We start from the raw sequence: 14,802 nt of genomic DNA on the forward strand, positions 1-14,802 counted from the left end.
CCCCTTGCCCGGCGCCGGAACCGCCGTGGCGCGGCAGCATGGTCCCGTCGCGGCGCCGGGCTAGGCTTTGTCCATGACTGGGACGGTTCTTCCTCGCGGACTCCGGTTTACCGCGGCGCTGGCACTAACGGCGGCGGCGCTCGCCGGCTGCAGCGGCGGCGGCAATGGCACGCCGGTCTGGACGGCGGGAACGCCCGCCGCAGGTCCGACGTCGGACGCGGCCGGGGGTGCCACAGCGGGCACCGGCGCTATGGTGTCCGGGACCCCCTCCGCCACCGCGGCCACGGCGTCGCCCGGCGCGACGGCGTCGGCCTGGAAGACCTATTCGGATCCCGGGAAGACCGTCAGCTTCGATTTGCCGCAGGACTGGATTGCCCAGTCGGTGGCTCCGGCGGCCGGCACGCTGCCGGGTGCGCTGAGGGTTGAGGTCAAGGACGCGGCGGGTCGGTATCTGGCAACCCTGCAGACCGGGCTCCGGCCGCAGCCGGCCGGTGCCTGCAAGCCCGCGGCGGCCAAACCGTACGTGGTGGTCAGCAGCGTTCCGGTGGAGCTGCCGCACCGCGGCGGGGAAGGAACCATCGAGCCGCACGTGGTGTATCGCGTCATCCAGGGCTACAAGTATTTCGGCTCCTACGGCATCACCAATATGGTGGGCGGAGCGGCCGGAAAGGCCTGCGCGTTGCGGAACATCGTCCGCGGCACGGAAGCGACCGGGGATTACTCCTTCGGCGACCTGGTGGAACTCAAGGCCTTTGCCCCGGACCAGAAGGTCGCCCCGGCCAAGGCCTTCGACACGCTGGACCAGGCGGACAAATACGTCAACCAGGGCTCCGAATTCGCCAACGTCCAGCGGATGCTAATGTCGCTGAAGATCAACAACTAGTCCAGCCGCGCCGCCCCCTGGCGTCCCGGCAGACCGCCAAAGCCGCTGCCCGATCCAGCGGCTTCGCCAGCACCCCCGGAGATTCATGGAACGCATTGTGACCGCACGCCTGGCCTTCAAAACGGTGGCCAACACCAGGGTCGCGATGGCCGTCGCGGTGGCCCGGAATCCCGGCTACAGCGGCTTCGAGGAGACGCTGTCCGTGACCGCGGAAGGCGCCGACGTGCCGCTGACCGAACTCGCCGACCACCACGGCGGCCGGTTCCACTACATGGAGTTCGCCGAGCCCACGGAGGTGGTCGTGGACTACGGCGCCACCGTCACCGGCTTTGCGGCGCCCGAGGAGCCCGGACTGATGGAACTCATCCGGTATGTCCGGCCCAGCCGCTATGCCGAATCGGACCGGCTGCTCCCGACGGCGTACGCGGAGTTCGGCGGCCTGGCCGGCGCGGAGCTGCTGCACGCGGTCCGGGACTGGGTCTTCAGTGAGCTGCGGTATGTCAGCGGCTCCTCGCGGGGGACCGACGGCGCAGTGGAAACCCTGCTGCACCGGCGCGGTGTCTGCCGGGACTTCGCCCACCTGGCCATCTCGCTGCTGCGGTCCAAGAACATCCCGGCCCGGCTGGCTGCCGTCTATGCGCCCGGCCTGAGCCCGATGGACTTCCATGCCGTCGCCGAAGCCCACGTCGACGGCGCCTGGCATGTCATCGACCCGACCGGCCTGGCGCCGCGGGCCAGCATGCTCCGGATCACCGCCGGCCGGGACTCATCCGACACGGCGTTCCTGTCCACCGTCGGCGGCAGCCTGTCCCTCCGGGAGCTCAAGGTCACCGCCACCGTCACGGGCGAGCTGCCCGCGGAGGACCCGGCCGAGCTGGTCACCATCCGGTAGCCTGCCGGGCCGGACTCCCGACCGGCGGGTCTCCGCCTGCCGGACTCCGACCGGCGGAATTTACCCGGCGGTGCCCGTCGCCCCCGGCACGGACCTGCCCTGCACCGAGGCGCGGAGCTTCTCGGTCAGGCGCAGCAGTTCGCGTTGTTCCTCGGCCGTCAGCGCCGGCGCCACGAGCTCGGCGATGTCACGGACGTGCTCGCGGCCAATCTGCTTCTGCAGCTCCCGGCCGGCGTCGGTGAGCCGGACCAGGACGCCGCGGCCGTCGTCGGGCGCCGGACGGCGCTCCACGAGGCCGCGCTTCTCCAGCCGTTCCACGAGCCGGCTCAGGCTCGACTGGCTCAGCAGGACATGATCGTTCAGTTCGTTCTGGCGGAGCCAGCCGGACGGACAGCCGGAGAGCGTGAACAGCACGTCGTACTCGTTGACCGCAAGGGACTTGAAGGCCGGTCCGGACTGCAGCCGCCGCATCACGGCCACCTGCGCCCGGAACAGCGACTCCCAGGTCTGGGCCGACAGGCGCACCGCGGCGCCCGGCGCTGCCGTCGGCGTTTCCGACGACGGCGCCGTGCCCGGCGTCGACGTCTGCGCCGCCGCTGCCGGGCCGTGTCCGCCAGGCATCACGCCTCCTGCGGGGCGGCCTCATGGGCTGCCAGCGATGCGGCGACCCGGCCAGCGTGGGTCGGCGGGGCGGGTACGTGGGCCGGAGTCTTCTCGGCGTATTCCTTGCGGAGCACCGGCAGGACTTCCTCGCCGAACAGGTCCAGCTGCTCGAGGACGGTCTTCAACGGCAGGCCCGCGTGGTCGATCAGGAACAGCTGGCGCTGGTAGTCGCCGAAGTGTTCCCGGAAGGTCAGGGTCTTTTCGATGACTTCCTGGGGGCTGCCGACCGTCAGCGGGGTCTGCGCGGTGAAGTCCTCCAGGGAGGGGCCGTGGCCATAGACCGGCGCGTTGTCGAAGTACGGCCGGAACTCCTTGATGGCGTCCTGGGAGTTCTTCCGCATGAAGAACTGGCCGCCGAGGCCCACAATGGCCTGGTCCGCCTTGCCGTGGCCGTAGTGCTCGTAGCGTTCGCGGTAGAGGCCGATCAGCTGCTGGTAGTGCTCCTTGGGCCAGAAGATGTTGTTGGCGAAGAAACCGTCGCCGTAGTAGGCGGCCACTTCGGCGATCTGGGGGGTGCGGATCGAGCCGTGCCAAACAAAGGGGGCGACGCCGTCGAGCGGCCGCGGCGTAGAGGTGAAGTTCTGCAGCGGAGTGCGGTGCTTTCCGGACCAGTTGACCGTGTCCTCGTCCCAGAGCCGGCGCAGCAGGGAGTAGTTCTCGATCGCGAGCTCGATGCCGTCCTGGATGTTCTTCCCGAACCACGGGTAGACCGGGGCGGTGTTGCCGCGGCCCAGGACCAGGTCAACCCTGCCGTCGGCGAGGTGCTGGAGCATGGCGAAGTCCTCGGCGATCTTCACCGGATCGTTGGTGGTGATCAGCGTGGTGGCGGTAGAGAGGATGATCCGCTTTGTCTGCGCGGCAATATACGCGAGCGTGGTCGTGGGGGAGGAGGAGAAGAACGGACGGTTGTGGTGCTCGCCGATGGCGTAGACATCCATGCCGATCTCTTCGACCTTCTTCGCAATGGCAACGGAGGCCTTGATGCGCTCGTGTTCGGTGGGGGTGCGGCCCGTGGTGGGGTCGGTAGTGATGTCGCTGACGCTGAATACGCCGATCTGCATGGTGTTCCTTTCCGGGCCGGAGACTTCCGGTAACTGCTTCCACTATAGCCGATTTACATGCATTTGCATCTATCACCGTCTACAACGCGTGGCTCGCGGGATTATTCCGGTGCCCCGATCCCGGCTGCCGTCGATCCCCGGAGGGGGCCGGCTTGCGGGAGGGATCGGAGCGTCCGGTGTTGATCAAAACGAGCACGCGGCTCCAGCCAGCTGGCACGGCGTAGGCGGGCCCCTCGCCTGCCGGTCGTGCAAGAATCGCGGCATGAATGAGGTTGAGCGGCGGACGCGGGAAGAATTGATGATTGTCGAGGCTCTGTTGCAGGCCACGGATCGTCGCGAGGAGGTTTTCCGTACGGTCGACGACTCAGAAGACGCGGAGGAAGCAATCCGTCGCGTTGGTCAACTGCTGGGCGTGGGAGAGCTAAGCAGCCGGTTCATCCTCGACATGCAGGTCAGACGATTCACCCGAGACCAGCGTCGGGCGCTCGCTTCCCGGGCAGAGGAACTTAGATCCCGGTTGCTGGACGGGCGCTGAAGAAGGCGCTTGGGATCCACATCGGGTGCCTCCTTTCGGCCTAGGCATCGGGCGTGCCGATAGGGCGATTATGCCGACCGCCGCATCCGGGCCCGGAGGAGGACCAAGAGAATTGAGGTGACGGCGGCTGCGGCGACTCCGCCCAGAAAATCAGACCAAAAGATGACAGGGAGCTTGGTAAGGACGAACAGAAGTTGTGACAGTGCGCTCAAACCGGCAATCCCTGCGCCGGCTATCAATAGTCTCGTCTTGTGGTCCACGCCATCCCCCAAAGCTGTGCTCGCATTTATGTGCTCGCAGTTACCTGCGCCGCCAGAGTACCTGATGCAGGGTTCTCGCTTAGGCTCGTTCTTGTTCTGTCCGGGCCGAGAGCGGCCCTGAGCGGCTCTATTGGGGGTGTGATGGCGGGAACTACTGGGTGTCCGGGTGTCGAGAAGCGCCTGATGAGGGGAGTGGGCGGCGCCATCCTGGTGGTGTCGCTGTCAGCCGGACTGGCGGCATGTGTCTCCCCGGAGCTCCCATCCCCGGTCGCCTCAGAGCGCAACACCCCCACAGCAGCAGCCGACGTCCCGACCGGGGCCGCAGCGCGTTCAGCGCTGGGGCCGGTGGACGCGGATTCTTTTGGAAACGCGGATTTCTACACCACGGTCTCCGGCGACACACCTGCGATCGTCGCCGGCTCTTTCCGGATTTCCGAGGAGAAACTCGCTGAATTCAACAATCTCGTGCCCGGGGCGCCCCTGGCTCCGGGCACGAAACTTCGCCTGATTCCCGCCCCGGGGCCGATCACCGGGGCGAAGGGTACGCCCGTCGTCGATGCCAAGGGCATCCCGACGAGTTACCTGATTGAAGCGGGCGACACCCTTGGCGGGATCACCTACCGGTTCGGTCTCACCGAGGAGCAGTTGGCGGAAGCGAACAAGGTCCCGTACACGTACGAGAAGGGCAACACGTATTTCGTCCGTGCCGGAAAGCGCGTACAGCTGCAGAAGAATCCGGTCGATAGCAGGTCAGGCAGCGGAGAGACCGTCAATAACTCCTTTGGTCATGCCGTCTTTTACACCACGGTCGACGGTGACTCGTTCGACAGTCTTGGCTATAAGTTCCGGTCCAGTACGGACCAGTTGCTGCAATACAACCCGGCTTTGACGGCGGACGGTCCCATCCGGGCGGGGACAAGGGTGGTGCTCACCCCCGCCAAGCTCAAGATCGACGGCGCCCGGGGCACCTTCACCTCCGATGCCGACGGCATCCCGCTCACCTATACAACTTCTGCCGGGGACACTGAGCGCCAAATCGCGTTCCGCTTTGGCGTTACTGACCTGAGAGCCGCGAACCGACCGCTCACCGGCAGCGGCGGCTCCTGGTACGCATATGCGGATCTACCCACAGGGGAGCTTCTGCCGGGTCAGACCCTCAGCCTTTCCCTGGACAAACCGATTCACCAGTAAGTCCTCCTGTCGGTCCTTTGCGGGGGAGACGCTTGCCCGGCCGGGACCGGAACGGGCCGCCGTGCCCTCCACCTGTTGCCCTCGCCGACCGCTGGATAGACTGACTGTTGAAGGGGGAATCATGGAGTGGATTGTCTTAGGCATAGTCGCCCTGGTCATTATTGTTGCGTCCATCTGGCGCGACATTTCCCGGAGGTCGCTGCGGCCCCCTGCGGGATCCGACCCGGCTTCGGAGCGGGAGCTTCGCGATTTCTACCGGGGAAAGACTCTTGGCCAATCGCATGTCGTCGGACTCGACAACACGGGCCACCGACGGTAATTAGTCAGCCCGCTGGCCGAGCCGGCGTCCGTGGTTGCTATTCGCCGGGACGGTTGGGAACGTCGGCGTCCCATGTCAGGTCTGCCCCCTCATCCAGTGGCAGCGCCTCGATCGCCGGATCCCGCACCAATGCCGATACGAGGTCGCGGCTGCCCGCGACCACCGTGGAGTCGAAGTCTATTTCCGTCACCATGACCCAGCTTCGGTCCGATGGCCAAAGGATGTTCGGTGATTGCGGGAACTGCGGGGAATGGTGCCACGGCACTTGATTTACCCACCCGGAATCACAGTAAAACTGCGGGGCAGCGTCAAAAAGGTAATAGGCGCGCCCCGGCAGGGTCAGCGTCCCGCCGTTGATGACCTCCGCCGGTAGCAGGCCGGGACCAGGTGCTTTTTGCAGCACGGCGGAGACGGGAAAAGGCTTCGCAGGGGCCTGGTCGTTTGAGAACGTGAGCTCCGCGTAGCCGGCGGAGCTGGTGAGACCTCCCCATCCTTCCCAGATCGCGGACACACCCTGGTGGGGTGTGGAGGTATGTTCACAGAGGCGGGCCGCCAGGACTGCCAGTATGTTTGGTGCGAGATTGCCGGTGAGGGGTCCGGAATAACGCCAGCCCTCGCTGTCCAGGATTTCCTGCCCGCCCGGTATGTGCCCTGGGAGTCGGTGAAATTGGGCCAACGGGTGCATCTTCGACCCGAATGCACTCGCGACGACGGACCAGCGGACCTGTTCTTCTTCGAGGGTGACGAGGTCCCTTCGCGGATGTCCGTGCCACGTCCCGGTGTCCCGCGGGCGGTCCCGCACCACCGGATGGAAAATCCGGGCGTAGGCGGGGAAACCCCGAGGCACCACAACGTGCATGTCATGCCACGCGGAATCCAGCAACGGTGTCAGCCATTCACCGGGCGCAGCATTGGGCAACGACTCCATGGCGCCAGCCTAGCCGACGGGTGGCGGACGGCTCCGGCCCGGCGTGGAAGCCGTGCGTCTCGACGGCTGGCTGCTCTAATGGTCCGATGACCTCACAGAAACTGACCTCACCGGCGAAGGCCCGCGCTGGCGATCGGGTCGCGGTCCTCTCTCCGGCCTTCGCGGCACCAGCCGTTTCGGAAGCTGTTCACGAGCAGGCCATGCAGCGGCTGACGGAAATCACCGGGTTGATCCCAGTCGAGTACCCAACGACACGGCAGCTCGGCGCAAGCGCGCAAGCACGGGCCGACGACATCACTGCCGCGTTCGCCGACCCCACTGTCCGGGCTGTGCTCGCTACGATCGGGGGCAACGACCAAATCACCGTCATCAAGCACGTCGACGCCGCCGTCGTCGCCGGCAACCCGAAGCCGTTCCTCGGCTACAGCGACAACACGAACCTGCACAACTTCCTGTGGGGTCTCGGGATCACCAGCTACTACGGCGGTTCCACGCAGGTCCACCTGGGAGCGGGCCCAGGCGTGGACCGGGTGCACCTTGCCTCGCTTCGCGCCGCACTCATCGACGGCGGAACCATTGAATTGTCCGACCCCGGAGAGTCGGAAGACTTTGGCGTTCCCTGGACGGATCCTCGAGCTCTGACCGAGTTCGGAGTCCGGGAGGCGACGGAACCGTGGACCTGGGCTGGTCCGGCGACGGTTGTGCAGGGTCGGTCGTGGGGCGGATGCCTGGAGGTCATTGACCAGATCGCGATGGCCGATCGGATGCCGGCTGTGGGCGACCTCGAAGGCGCGATTCTGCTCTTCGAAACCAGTGAAGAACTCCCTGGCGCAGACAAAGTCAAGAGATGGGTGCGGGCCTTGGGGGAGCGGGGGATCCTCGAAGCCGCCGCTGGCGTGCTCGTGGCCCGCCCGCCGGTCAGCAGCCTTGGGGAAACTGTGCCGGCAGCGGCGGAACGCGCCCGACTAAGGGCCGAGCAACGTGACGTGATCATCGGGCAGGTGAGGACGTACAACCCGGATGCGGTGATCTGCGCCGGAGTTCCTTTCGGGCACACACGGCCACAATGGATTCTTCCCCATGGCGGACTCGTCCGCCTTGACGGAACCACCCAAACGGTTGACGCTGACTACAGCTGATGCGTCGGGCGGGGACCCGTCGAACGGCGCGTCGCAGAGCGGGGAGCACCGCCGGGCGTACGTACGTTTCCCACGGGGATGGCCCACCCCCAATCCGCGTTCCTGTGGGCCATACCCGTGGTGGTTCATGGGTCCCGTGGCCGGGAGCGCGGCAGGTTCGCCGGGTGAGGGAGCGCGCTGCCGATCACGCCGCCAGCCTTGGTCTGAGGGCCGGGGCCGGTACGGTGAGGGCCCTGTCCTTGACAGCCGCAGTTACTGCCGTGCTTTGGTGCAGGCGGTGGAGGGCGTCGGGGCACGCTGCGCGCAGGTGCTCAAGGTCCAGCCGGACCATGAAGTCGGGGAGTGTGCGCTGAGCCCGGCTGGCGACAGCCAGAAGGCCGGAAATGTTCTCGGCGTCGAGCAGGCCGGCCGCGCGGATAGTGACGGTGGTGAGATCCAGGTCAACGGCGACGGTGCCGGCGGGCTTGGTGGACACAGCGGCCTACGAAACACGAAGAAGGCCCTCTGCAAAACCTCGATAGGAGGTTAAGGGAAATAGCCGCGGGCAATCAACTTAAATGTGATCTTTGCTACTGCAGATACGCGGGCGGTTAATTTTGGGCGAGGCCCGCCGTGCGAGCGTCCAGGACCACCCCACAGGGGCGGACCGCCGAAAGCTGCTCCGTGTCCGGCGGGACCCGGGGCTCGCGCTCCGGGGTCAGCGGGCCGGCCGTTCCGCGCGCCGCTGCTGCCATTGCCATGCGCGCCAGAAGAGTTGGCAAAGGACGACGACGACCCCGACGAGTAGCGCTTGCGGTGCAAATGTCATCATGAGGAATGAGACGGCGGGAGGCCCACTCGGGGGGGCTGATATTGAAAGTCACGGTAGACAGAATCGCCAAGCTGTCGACGACCAGTACCGCGGTCAGCAGCCACAATAGGGCAACGAACGGGTTGATGGACCAGGACCTCCCGACGGTCCGGCTCACCGACTGCCGTCGACGGGTGGACGCCGGCATTTCCATTTTGGTCCATCTCCCGAAAATTGATTCCGTTTGCGTGTGGTTGTCCCATATTCCCCCCAATGGATTTTCAAGCCGGCGTTCTGCTGTGGGTCCAGCCTAATCTCAACCGTTTGCTCGCCTTGTCGGTGCACGCTGGGAAGTCGTCTCAGCGCGCCGCCTGATTTTCACCAGTGCCCGGACAGCGAGCGTATCTCCCGCACCGACGATGGGGCCGAGTTGTCGGTGACGGTCACTGCCTGGTGCCCGCGTAGAGGATGGCGATCGCGTTTTGCGGGTCGTTCAGGAGCTGGCTCATGGTGCCACCGTCATCCAAGAACAGGCCAACGGTGTTCGGCACGGAACCTGAGCGGAAGGAACCGGCCGCTTCGAGCAGGGCTTGCCGGTCGGTGGAGGAAATCTGTTTGGCGCTGAGCGCTTCGGCCCCTTTACTGTCCCACGGCAAGTTCCCGAAACCGTCCGGGGCCCAGCCCAGAATGAGCCCTTGATAGTGTCCCGGGGCCCCCACGGAAATTATCTCCGCGTAGGCCGATGACCGGGGTCCCAGCTGAATCATCAGTGCTGTGGGTTCGATGCCGTCCGTTACCGCAGCGTCCTTGTACGTAAACTCTCCGACTGCGCCAAGACCGTAAAGCCAGCGAATGTGCGGCTTGTACTGGTCGGATTCCATGGTGACGGCGAAGAACTTCAAGCTGTTCGCGTCGAATATCGCACGGACGGTGTAATGATCATCGCGGTATATGTTGAGCAACGGTTCGCCGGACGTGCCCAGACTGCAGGTGGATGTTTTCGAACATAGAGGGTGGGATTCTCGCGGCACACCAAGTTTACTGTTGACGAACTCGACGGACTGCTCCAACGCCAGCGAATCGATTGCCTCTTTCTGCGCTTGGAAAGGGTCAGCGGGGCCTGAGGCAACTGGCGCATCGCCCTGGGGCGGTGCACCTGCCGACGTCGAGACCCGAGGCGAAGCGCTCGGCGGCGACGCGACAGCGGGTGACGTGCTTGGGGTCGACGCGTTCGGGGAATTGCAACCGACCGCAACCGTCATCAGCAAGACTCCCAGGAAAGTGGCAACACTGCCCGTCCTGTACCCGTGGGTCGCCTCCCGCGTGCGGCTGCCCAAGTGGTCCTGTGGTTCGGCTTCTTTGGTCATGACAACCTCGTGATTCTGGGTTGGCCACGAGTGGCTAGGAACGAGCGGACGCCGCAGAAGCGACGTGATCGAAGTACTCTGCCCACGCCGCGTCCGCGGTCATGCATTGCCCGGGGATATGGCCGCCCCCAATGAACGGCCATATCCGCGGGTGGCTGGAGGGAGCTGCGGCCGCGATGGCGCTTCCGGATGCGGTAGACCGCTCATGCCGCCTGCTTCAGGGCGGCCCGGCGACCGAGGCCGGTGCGGCGGGGCCGGTCGGTTCCCGGGTGCAGCCCGGACCTGATCAGAGCTTCGCGGGCGTCCTCCGACCCGTAGCCGAGGAACGCGCCGTCGAGGACGATGTCGCACTGGGGGAGGGCGCGTTCAGCCCGGTGGCGAAGGGCAAGCAGGCCTTGAAGGTTTCGGTTGGTCAGCGTTCCGACGGGGCGGATCGTAACAGTCGAGGCATCGAGGTCGACTGACGCCGTGACGCCAAGTTTTCCGGTGGTCATAGATATGGATCTCTCTACGAAACACGAACGGGCCGCGTCTTGACCCAAAAAGAAGATTAGTGCACCAATTTTGAACGCGGAAGTAACTTACGTCACTATTTTCGGAAGTACGTCCACCCGGACCGGCCCCGCAGCGCCGGTAAGCCGACGTTGCAGGCTGTCGGGCCCGGCAGGGCAGGGTGCATAGTTAGGTATGGGACCGATGAGGGAGCCCGGGCTGAACGGGGCTGAGCGGGGACCCGTCGCCGCGGAGGTACAGGACCTGCTTCTGGAGACCCAGGACGTCGCCGACTTTCTCGACGAACTGGCCCGTTATGCCTCCGCCAATCTGTCGTCGGAGAAGAACGAAGTGTTCTGCGGGATTACGCTGCTGCGTCCCGGCTCCGCCGGTACGGTGGCGAGCAGTGGCGAAAAGGCACGCAGGCTCGACGAGTTGCAGTATCAACTCGATGAGGGGCCGTGTCTGATGGCCAGCAGGCGGCAATTGCTGGTCCACATTCCCGATCTTGCTGGTGATGACACCTTCCCGGCGTACAACGCTATCGCCGCCGCCAATGGAATCCGCTCCATCCTCGCAGTGCCCTTCCACTTGCCGGACGACTCAGTCCGCGCTGGCCTCAACCTCTATTCGGAAAACGCCCACGCCTTCGATGGCGGGTCGGTGAGCCGGGCGCAGGGGTTCGTTGCCCAGGCTTCTAAAGGCCTCAGGCTGGCGGTTTTGCTGGCCCAGCACAGTCAAACCGCGGAGAACCTCAGGCTGGCAATGACTTCGCGGACCGTCATCGACATGGCGGTCGGTGTCATCATCGCGCAGAACCGGTGTACTCAGCAGGAAGCCTTTGGCCTCATCAAAGCCGCCTCAAACAACCGCAATTTGAAGCTCCGCGATGTCGCCGCTTCCATAGTGGAATCCGCAGGCGGTGGCAAGGTCGCAACTCACTTCGGCTAGCATCTCACGGCACGAAGGCTCTGGCACGGAGGGCGGCGGAGCGTATCAGTGCCGAAGCGCGGGCGCCTCGTCCGGTTCGTCGTCGCGTTCGTCGTCGTCCGTGCTGCCCGTGGCCGGTCGAGTACCGGCGCGGGCCGGGGCCCCGGCTCCTTCGCCGCCGGGTGTCTCCGGGGTCGACGCCGCGGGGCGGGCCCGGCGGCCGTGCGGGGCAGCGCCGCCGTCGGCCTTCCGCAGTGCCTTGCGCTCCCGCCGGCCCTCAACCAGCCGGTACAGCACCGGCACGAGGATCAGGGTCAGGAGGGTTGAGGAGATGAGGCCGCCGATCACGACGATGGCGAGCGGCTGGGAGATGAAGCCGCCGCCGCCGGTCAGGCCGAGCGCCATCGGGGTCAGCGCAAACACGGTGGCCAGCGCGGTCATGAGGATGGGGCGGAGCCGCTGCCGGGCCCCGTGCGTGATCGCGTCCGCCACGTTCATCCCCGGCTGGCCGTTGCGTGGCTGCCGGTACTGGTTGACCAGGTCGATCAGCACGATCGCGTTCGTCACCACGATGCCAACGAGCATGAGCATGCCGATCAGCGACGGCAGGCCCAGCGGGACCCGGGTCACCAGCAGCAGGCCGATCGCCCCGGTGGCGGCGAAGGGGATGGAGACGAGCAGGATCAGCGGCTGCACGAGGGACTTGAAGGTCGCCACCATGATCACGTAGACGATCGCGATGGCGGCGAGCAGTGCCAGCCCCAACTGGCTGAAGGACTCGGCCTGCTGCGTCGTGGCGCCGCCGATCTCCGCGGTAACGCCCGGCGGCAGCTGGACCGTGGCCAGCCGCGACTGGACCTCGGTGCTGACCGCCCCGAGGTTGCTGCCCGAGGGGGTGACGGACACGCGGGCGGTGCGCTGGCCGTTGCTGGCCGTAACGGACACCGGCACATCCGCCTGTTCCACGGAGGCGATCGAGGACAGCGGGACCGGGCCCCGCGCCGTCGGCAGCTTAAGGTCCCGGACCGCGTCGATGCTCGTGAACCGGGTACCCTCGCCGATCCGGACCGGGTAATCGTTGGTGCCGATGCGGACCGTTCCGGCCGGAACCGGGCTGATGGTCGAGGCCAGGACACCGGCGACCTGCTGCTCGTTCAGGCCGGCCGCGGTGGCCTTGGCCCGGTCCACCTTGACCTGCACCACAGGCTGGCTGGCGGCCAGGTTCGTGCTGACCTCGGTCGAGCCGGGCACGCCCTCCATCGCCTTGACCATGGCGTCGCTGGCGGTGCGCAGGTCATCGGACCGGGCGGCCTTGAGCGTGATGTCCACGGTCGACGTCGTCCCGAAGCCGCCCTGCTGCGAGCCGACCGTGATCTTTCCGGCGTCGGAAATGTTGGCCAGCTCGGCACGCACGGTGTCCTGCAGCTTGCCCTGGTTGGCCTTTTCCTCGGTCACCACGGTGAAGGTGGAGTTCTCCGCCCCGGTGGACTGCAGCGCGGAGAAACCGGTCTGGGCGTTGCCGGTGGTGACCTGGACATCCTTGATGCCGTCGATGCCGAGGAGGGCCTTCTCGACCTTGATTGCGGCCGCGCTGCCCTCGGCCAGGCCGGTGCCGGCCGGGAGGGTCTGCTTCACGGTCATGCTGTTTTCGCCGGAGCGGCCCAGCAGGTCGGTGGCGAGCAGCGGTGACATGGCGACCGTGCCGCCGAGAACCAGGACCGCCGCCACCAGCGTGATCACGGGGTGCCGCTGGGTGCCGCGCAGGACCGGCAGGTAGCCGCGCTGCAGGATGCTGCGCTGCTCGGCCTCGTGCGCCTTCGCAGCAGCCTCGGAGGCGGCGTCCGCCCGGTTATCCGCGGCGCCGGCCTTGACCGCCGGGTTTCGCAGGAACCAGTACGCCAGCACCGGGACGATGGTCAGGGAGACCAGCAGCGAGGACACCAGGGCGATCGTGACGGTGAGGGCGAAGGGCCGGAACAACTCTCCGGCCAGCCCGGCGACGAAGGCGATCGGCAGGAACACGGCCACCGTGGTGAGCGTGGACGCGGTGATCGCGCCGGCGACTTCACGGATGGAGGTCAGGATCGCGGTGATCTTCGCTTCGCCGTAGCTGAGGTGCCGCTTGATGTTCTCGATCACCACGATCGAGTCGTCCACCACTCGGCCGATCGCGATGGTCAGCGCGCCGAGGGTCAGGATGTTCAGGGAGTACCCGGTAACCGAAAGCCCGATGAAGGTGATCAGCAGGGACAGCGGGATGGACACCGCCGTGACCAGGGTCGAGCGCACGGAGAGCAGGAACAGCAGGATGACCGCCACGGCGAAGCCCAGGCCCAGGAGTCCCTCGGTGGTCAGGTCCTTGATGGATTTTTCGATGAACGGCGCCTGGTCGAAGACGGGCGTGAACTTCGCGTTGGACCCGAGCTCCGCCTCCAGCTGCGGAATGGTGTCCTTGACCGCGTGGGAGATGCCCACGGTGTCGCCCTCGGGCTTCTTTGTGACCGAGACGGCCAGGGTTTCCTTGCCGTTGGTCCGCGTGATCGAGGTGCGGGCGTCCTCGGCAAGGCTGACATCCGCCACGCTGCCGATCGTTGCGGCGTCCTGGGCCCCGGAGAGCGGGAGCGCCTTGATCGCGTCCAGGGAGTCGACCGGGCTGCCGATCTGCAGCGACAGTGTCTTGCCCTTCTCCTCGATGCTGCCGGCCGGCACCAGGGAACCGTTGTTTTTCAGGGCGTCGGAGATGGAACCGATCGTGGCGCCGCTGGCGGCCAGGTCCTGAGGCCGGGGAAGGATCTTGATGTGCTGGGTCGCGCCGCCGGTCACCTCGGCGCCGCGCACGCCGTCGAGCTTTTGCAGCCGCGGCACGCTGAGCCGGACCAGGTCCGCGTTCAGCTCGCTCAGCGGCTTGTCCGAGGACACGGCCAGGAACACGATCGGGAAGTCGCTGATGCTGTCGGCGATCGCCTGCGGCTGGACGTCCTTCGGGAGCGCCTGCTTGGCGTTGGAGATGGCCCGGTCGATCTGGTTCCGCGCCCGGTCCAGGTTGGACCCGTAGGTGAACGCCAGGGTGATCTGCGAGACGCCGTTGCGGGAGGTCGACGACGTCGACTCCAGACCTTCGACGCCGCGGAGCGCCGTCTCCAGCGGCCCGCTGACCTGCTTGTCCACGACCTCGGGGGAGGCGCCCGGCATCGAGGTGATGACCGTGATCTGCGGGAACTCGATGGACGGGATGAGCTCCTGCTTCAGCGAGGTCATCGTGATCACGCCGAACACCGACGCAAAGATGGTGATCAGCGCGATCAGCGCCCGGTTTGCTAGCGAGAGCTGGGCCAGCCGGAACATCTCATGA

General features: G+C 66.3%; 13 protein-coding genes. 6 read left to right on the forward strand and 7 right to left on the reverse strand.

Going from position 1 to position 14,802, the window contains the following annotated elements:
- Window positions 1-73 precede the first annotated feature (73 nt).
- Together ACTWLI_RS11795 and ACTWLI_RS11800 are read left to right on the forward strand one after the other, a co-directional pair.
- Entirely contained in the window at window positions 74-883 is an 810-nt protein-coding gene (locus tag ACTWLI_RS11795) for a hypothetical protein (protein ID WP_445154025.1), read from the forward strand.
- An 85-nt stretch (window positions 884-968) separates the two neighbouring features.
- A complete protein-coding gene (locus tag ACTWLI_RS11800; RefSeq protein WP_445154026.1) occupies window positions 969-1,775 on the forward strand; it encodes a transglutaminase-like domain-containing protein in 807 nt (268 codons plus the stop codon).
- 60 nt (window positions 1,776-1,835) lie between these two features.
- Here the strand turns inward: ACTWLI_RS11800 and ACTWLI_RS11805 are convergent, their stop codons facing one another.
- Both ACTWLI_RS11805 and ACTWLI_RS11810 read right to left on the reverse strand, forming a co-directional pair.
- Window positions 1,836-2,396, reverse strand: coding sequence for a MarR family winged helix-turn-helix transcriptional regulator (locus ACTWLI_RS11805; RefSeq protein ID WP_445154027.1), 561 nt, complete (start codon window positions 2,394-2,396; stop codon window positions 1,836-1,838).
- Window positions 2,396-3,499, reverse strand: a complete 1,104-nt coding sequence (locus tag ACTWLI_RS11810; protein WP_445154028.1) for an LLM class flavin-dependent oxidoreductase — start codon at window positions 3,497-3,499, stop codon at window positions 2,396-2,398. The genes ACTWLI_RS11805 and ACTWLI_RS11810 overlap by 1 nt, the downstream gene beginning before the upstream one ends.
- A gap of 262 nt (window positions 3,500-3,761) precedes the next feature.
- Between ACTWLI_RS11810 and ACTWLI_RS11815 the strand changes: the two genes are divergently transcribed.
- Complete coding sequence (locus ACTWLI_RS11815) at window positions 3,762-4,034, forward strand: DNA gyrase subunit A (protein WP_445154029.1); 273 nt, start codon at window positions 3,762-3,764, stop codon at window positions 4,032-4,034.
- Window positions 4,035-4,486: 452 nt separating this feature from the next.
- Window positions 4,487-5,485 carry a LysM peptidoglycan-binding domain-containing protein gene (locus ACTWLI_RS11820; protein WP_445154030.1) on the forward strand — a complete coding sequence of 333 codons (999 nt, stop codon included), beginning with the start codon at window positions 4,487-4,489 and terminating at the stop codon, window positions 5,483-5,485.
- A gap of 356 nt (window positions 5,486-5,841) precedes the next feature.
- Here the strand turns inward: ACTWLI_RS11820 and ACTWLI_RS11825 are convergent, their stop codons facing one another.
- Window positions 5,842-6,732: a hypothetical protein gene (locus ACTWLI_RS11825; protein ID WP_445154031.1), complete on the reverse strand. Its 891-nt coding sequence runs from the start codon at window positions 6,730-6,732 to the stop codon at window positions 5,842-5,844.
- Between the two features lie 86 nt (window positions 6,733-6,818).
- Between ACTWLI_RS11825 and ACTWLI_RS11830 the strand changes: the two genes are divergently transcribed.
- Window positions 6,819-7,871 (forward strand): S66 family peptidase, encoded by a 1,053-nt coding sequence (locus ACTWLI_RS11830; protein ID WP_445154032.1) that lies wholly within the window; start codon window positions 6,819-6,821, stop codon window positions 7,869-7,871.
- Between the two features lie 184 nt (window positions 7,872-8,055).
- On the opposite strand, the gene ACTWLI_RS11835 is transcribed toward ACTWLI_RS11830, so the two are convergent.
- The 3 genes from ACTWLI_RS11835 to ACTWLI_RS11845 form a co-directional block, all read right to left on the reverse strand.
- Window positions 8,056-8,346, reverse strand: a complete 291-nt coding sequence (locus ACTWLI_RS11835) for a hypothetical protein (RefSeq protein ID WP_445154033.1) — start codon at window positions 8,344-8,346, stop codon at window positions 8,056-8,058.
- A gap of 758 nt (window positions 8,347-9,104) precedes the next feature.
- Window positions 9,105-10,028: an ETEC_3214 domain-containing protein gene (locus tag ACTWLI_RS11840; RefSeq protein WP_445154034.1), complete on the reverse strand. Its 924-nt coding sequence runs from the start codon at window positions 10,026-10,028 to the stop codon at window positions 9,105-9,107.
- Between the two features lie 203 nt (window positions 10,029-10,231).
- Window positions 10,232-10,522 (reverse strand): hypothetical protein, encoded by a 291-nt coding sequence (locus ACTWLI_RS11845; protein WP_445154035.1) that lies wholly within the window; start codon window positions 10,520-10,522, stop codon window positions 10,232-10,234.
- A gap of 202 nt (window positions 10,523-10,724) precedes the next feature.
- Here ACTWLI_RS11845 and ACTWLI_RS11850 point away from each other — a divergent pair, with 202 nt between their 5' ends.
- Window positions 10,725-11,471 (forward strand): GAF and ANTAR domain-containing protein, encoded by a 747-nt coding sequence (locus ACTWLI_RS11850; RefSeq protein ID WP_445154036.1) that lies wholly within the window; start codon window positions 10,725-10,727, stop codon window positions 11,469-11,471.
- 45 nt (window positions 11,472-11,516) lie between these two features.
- Here the strand turns inward: ACTWLI_RS11850 and ACTWLI_RS11855 are convergent, their stop codons facing one another.
- Window positions 11,517-14,795, reverse strand: coding sequence for an efflux RND transporter permease subunit (locus tag ACTWLI_RS11855; protein WP_445154037.1), 3,279 nt, complete (start codon window positions 14,793-14,795; stop codon window positions 11,517-11,519).
- Between the last annotated feature and the right edge of the window lie 7 nt (window positions 14,796-14,802).

This window comes from Arthrobacter sp. Hor0625, from assembly GCF_052567525.1.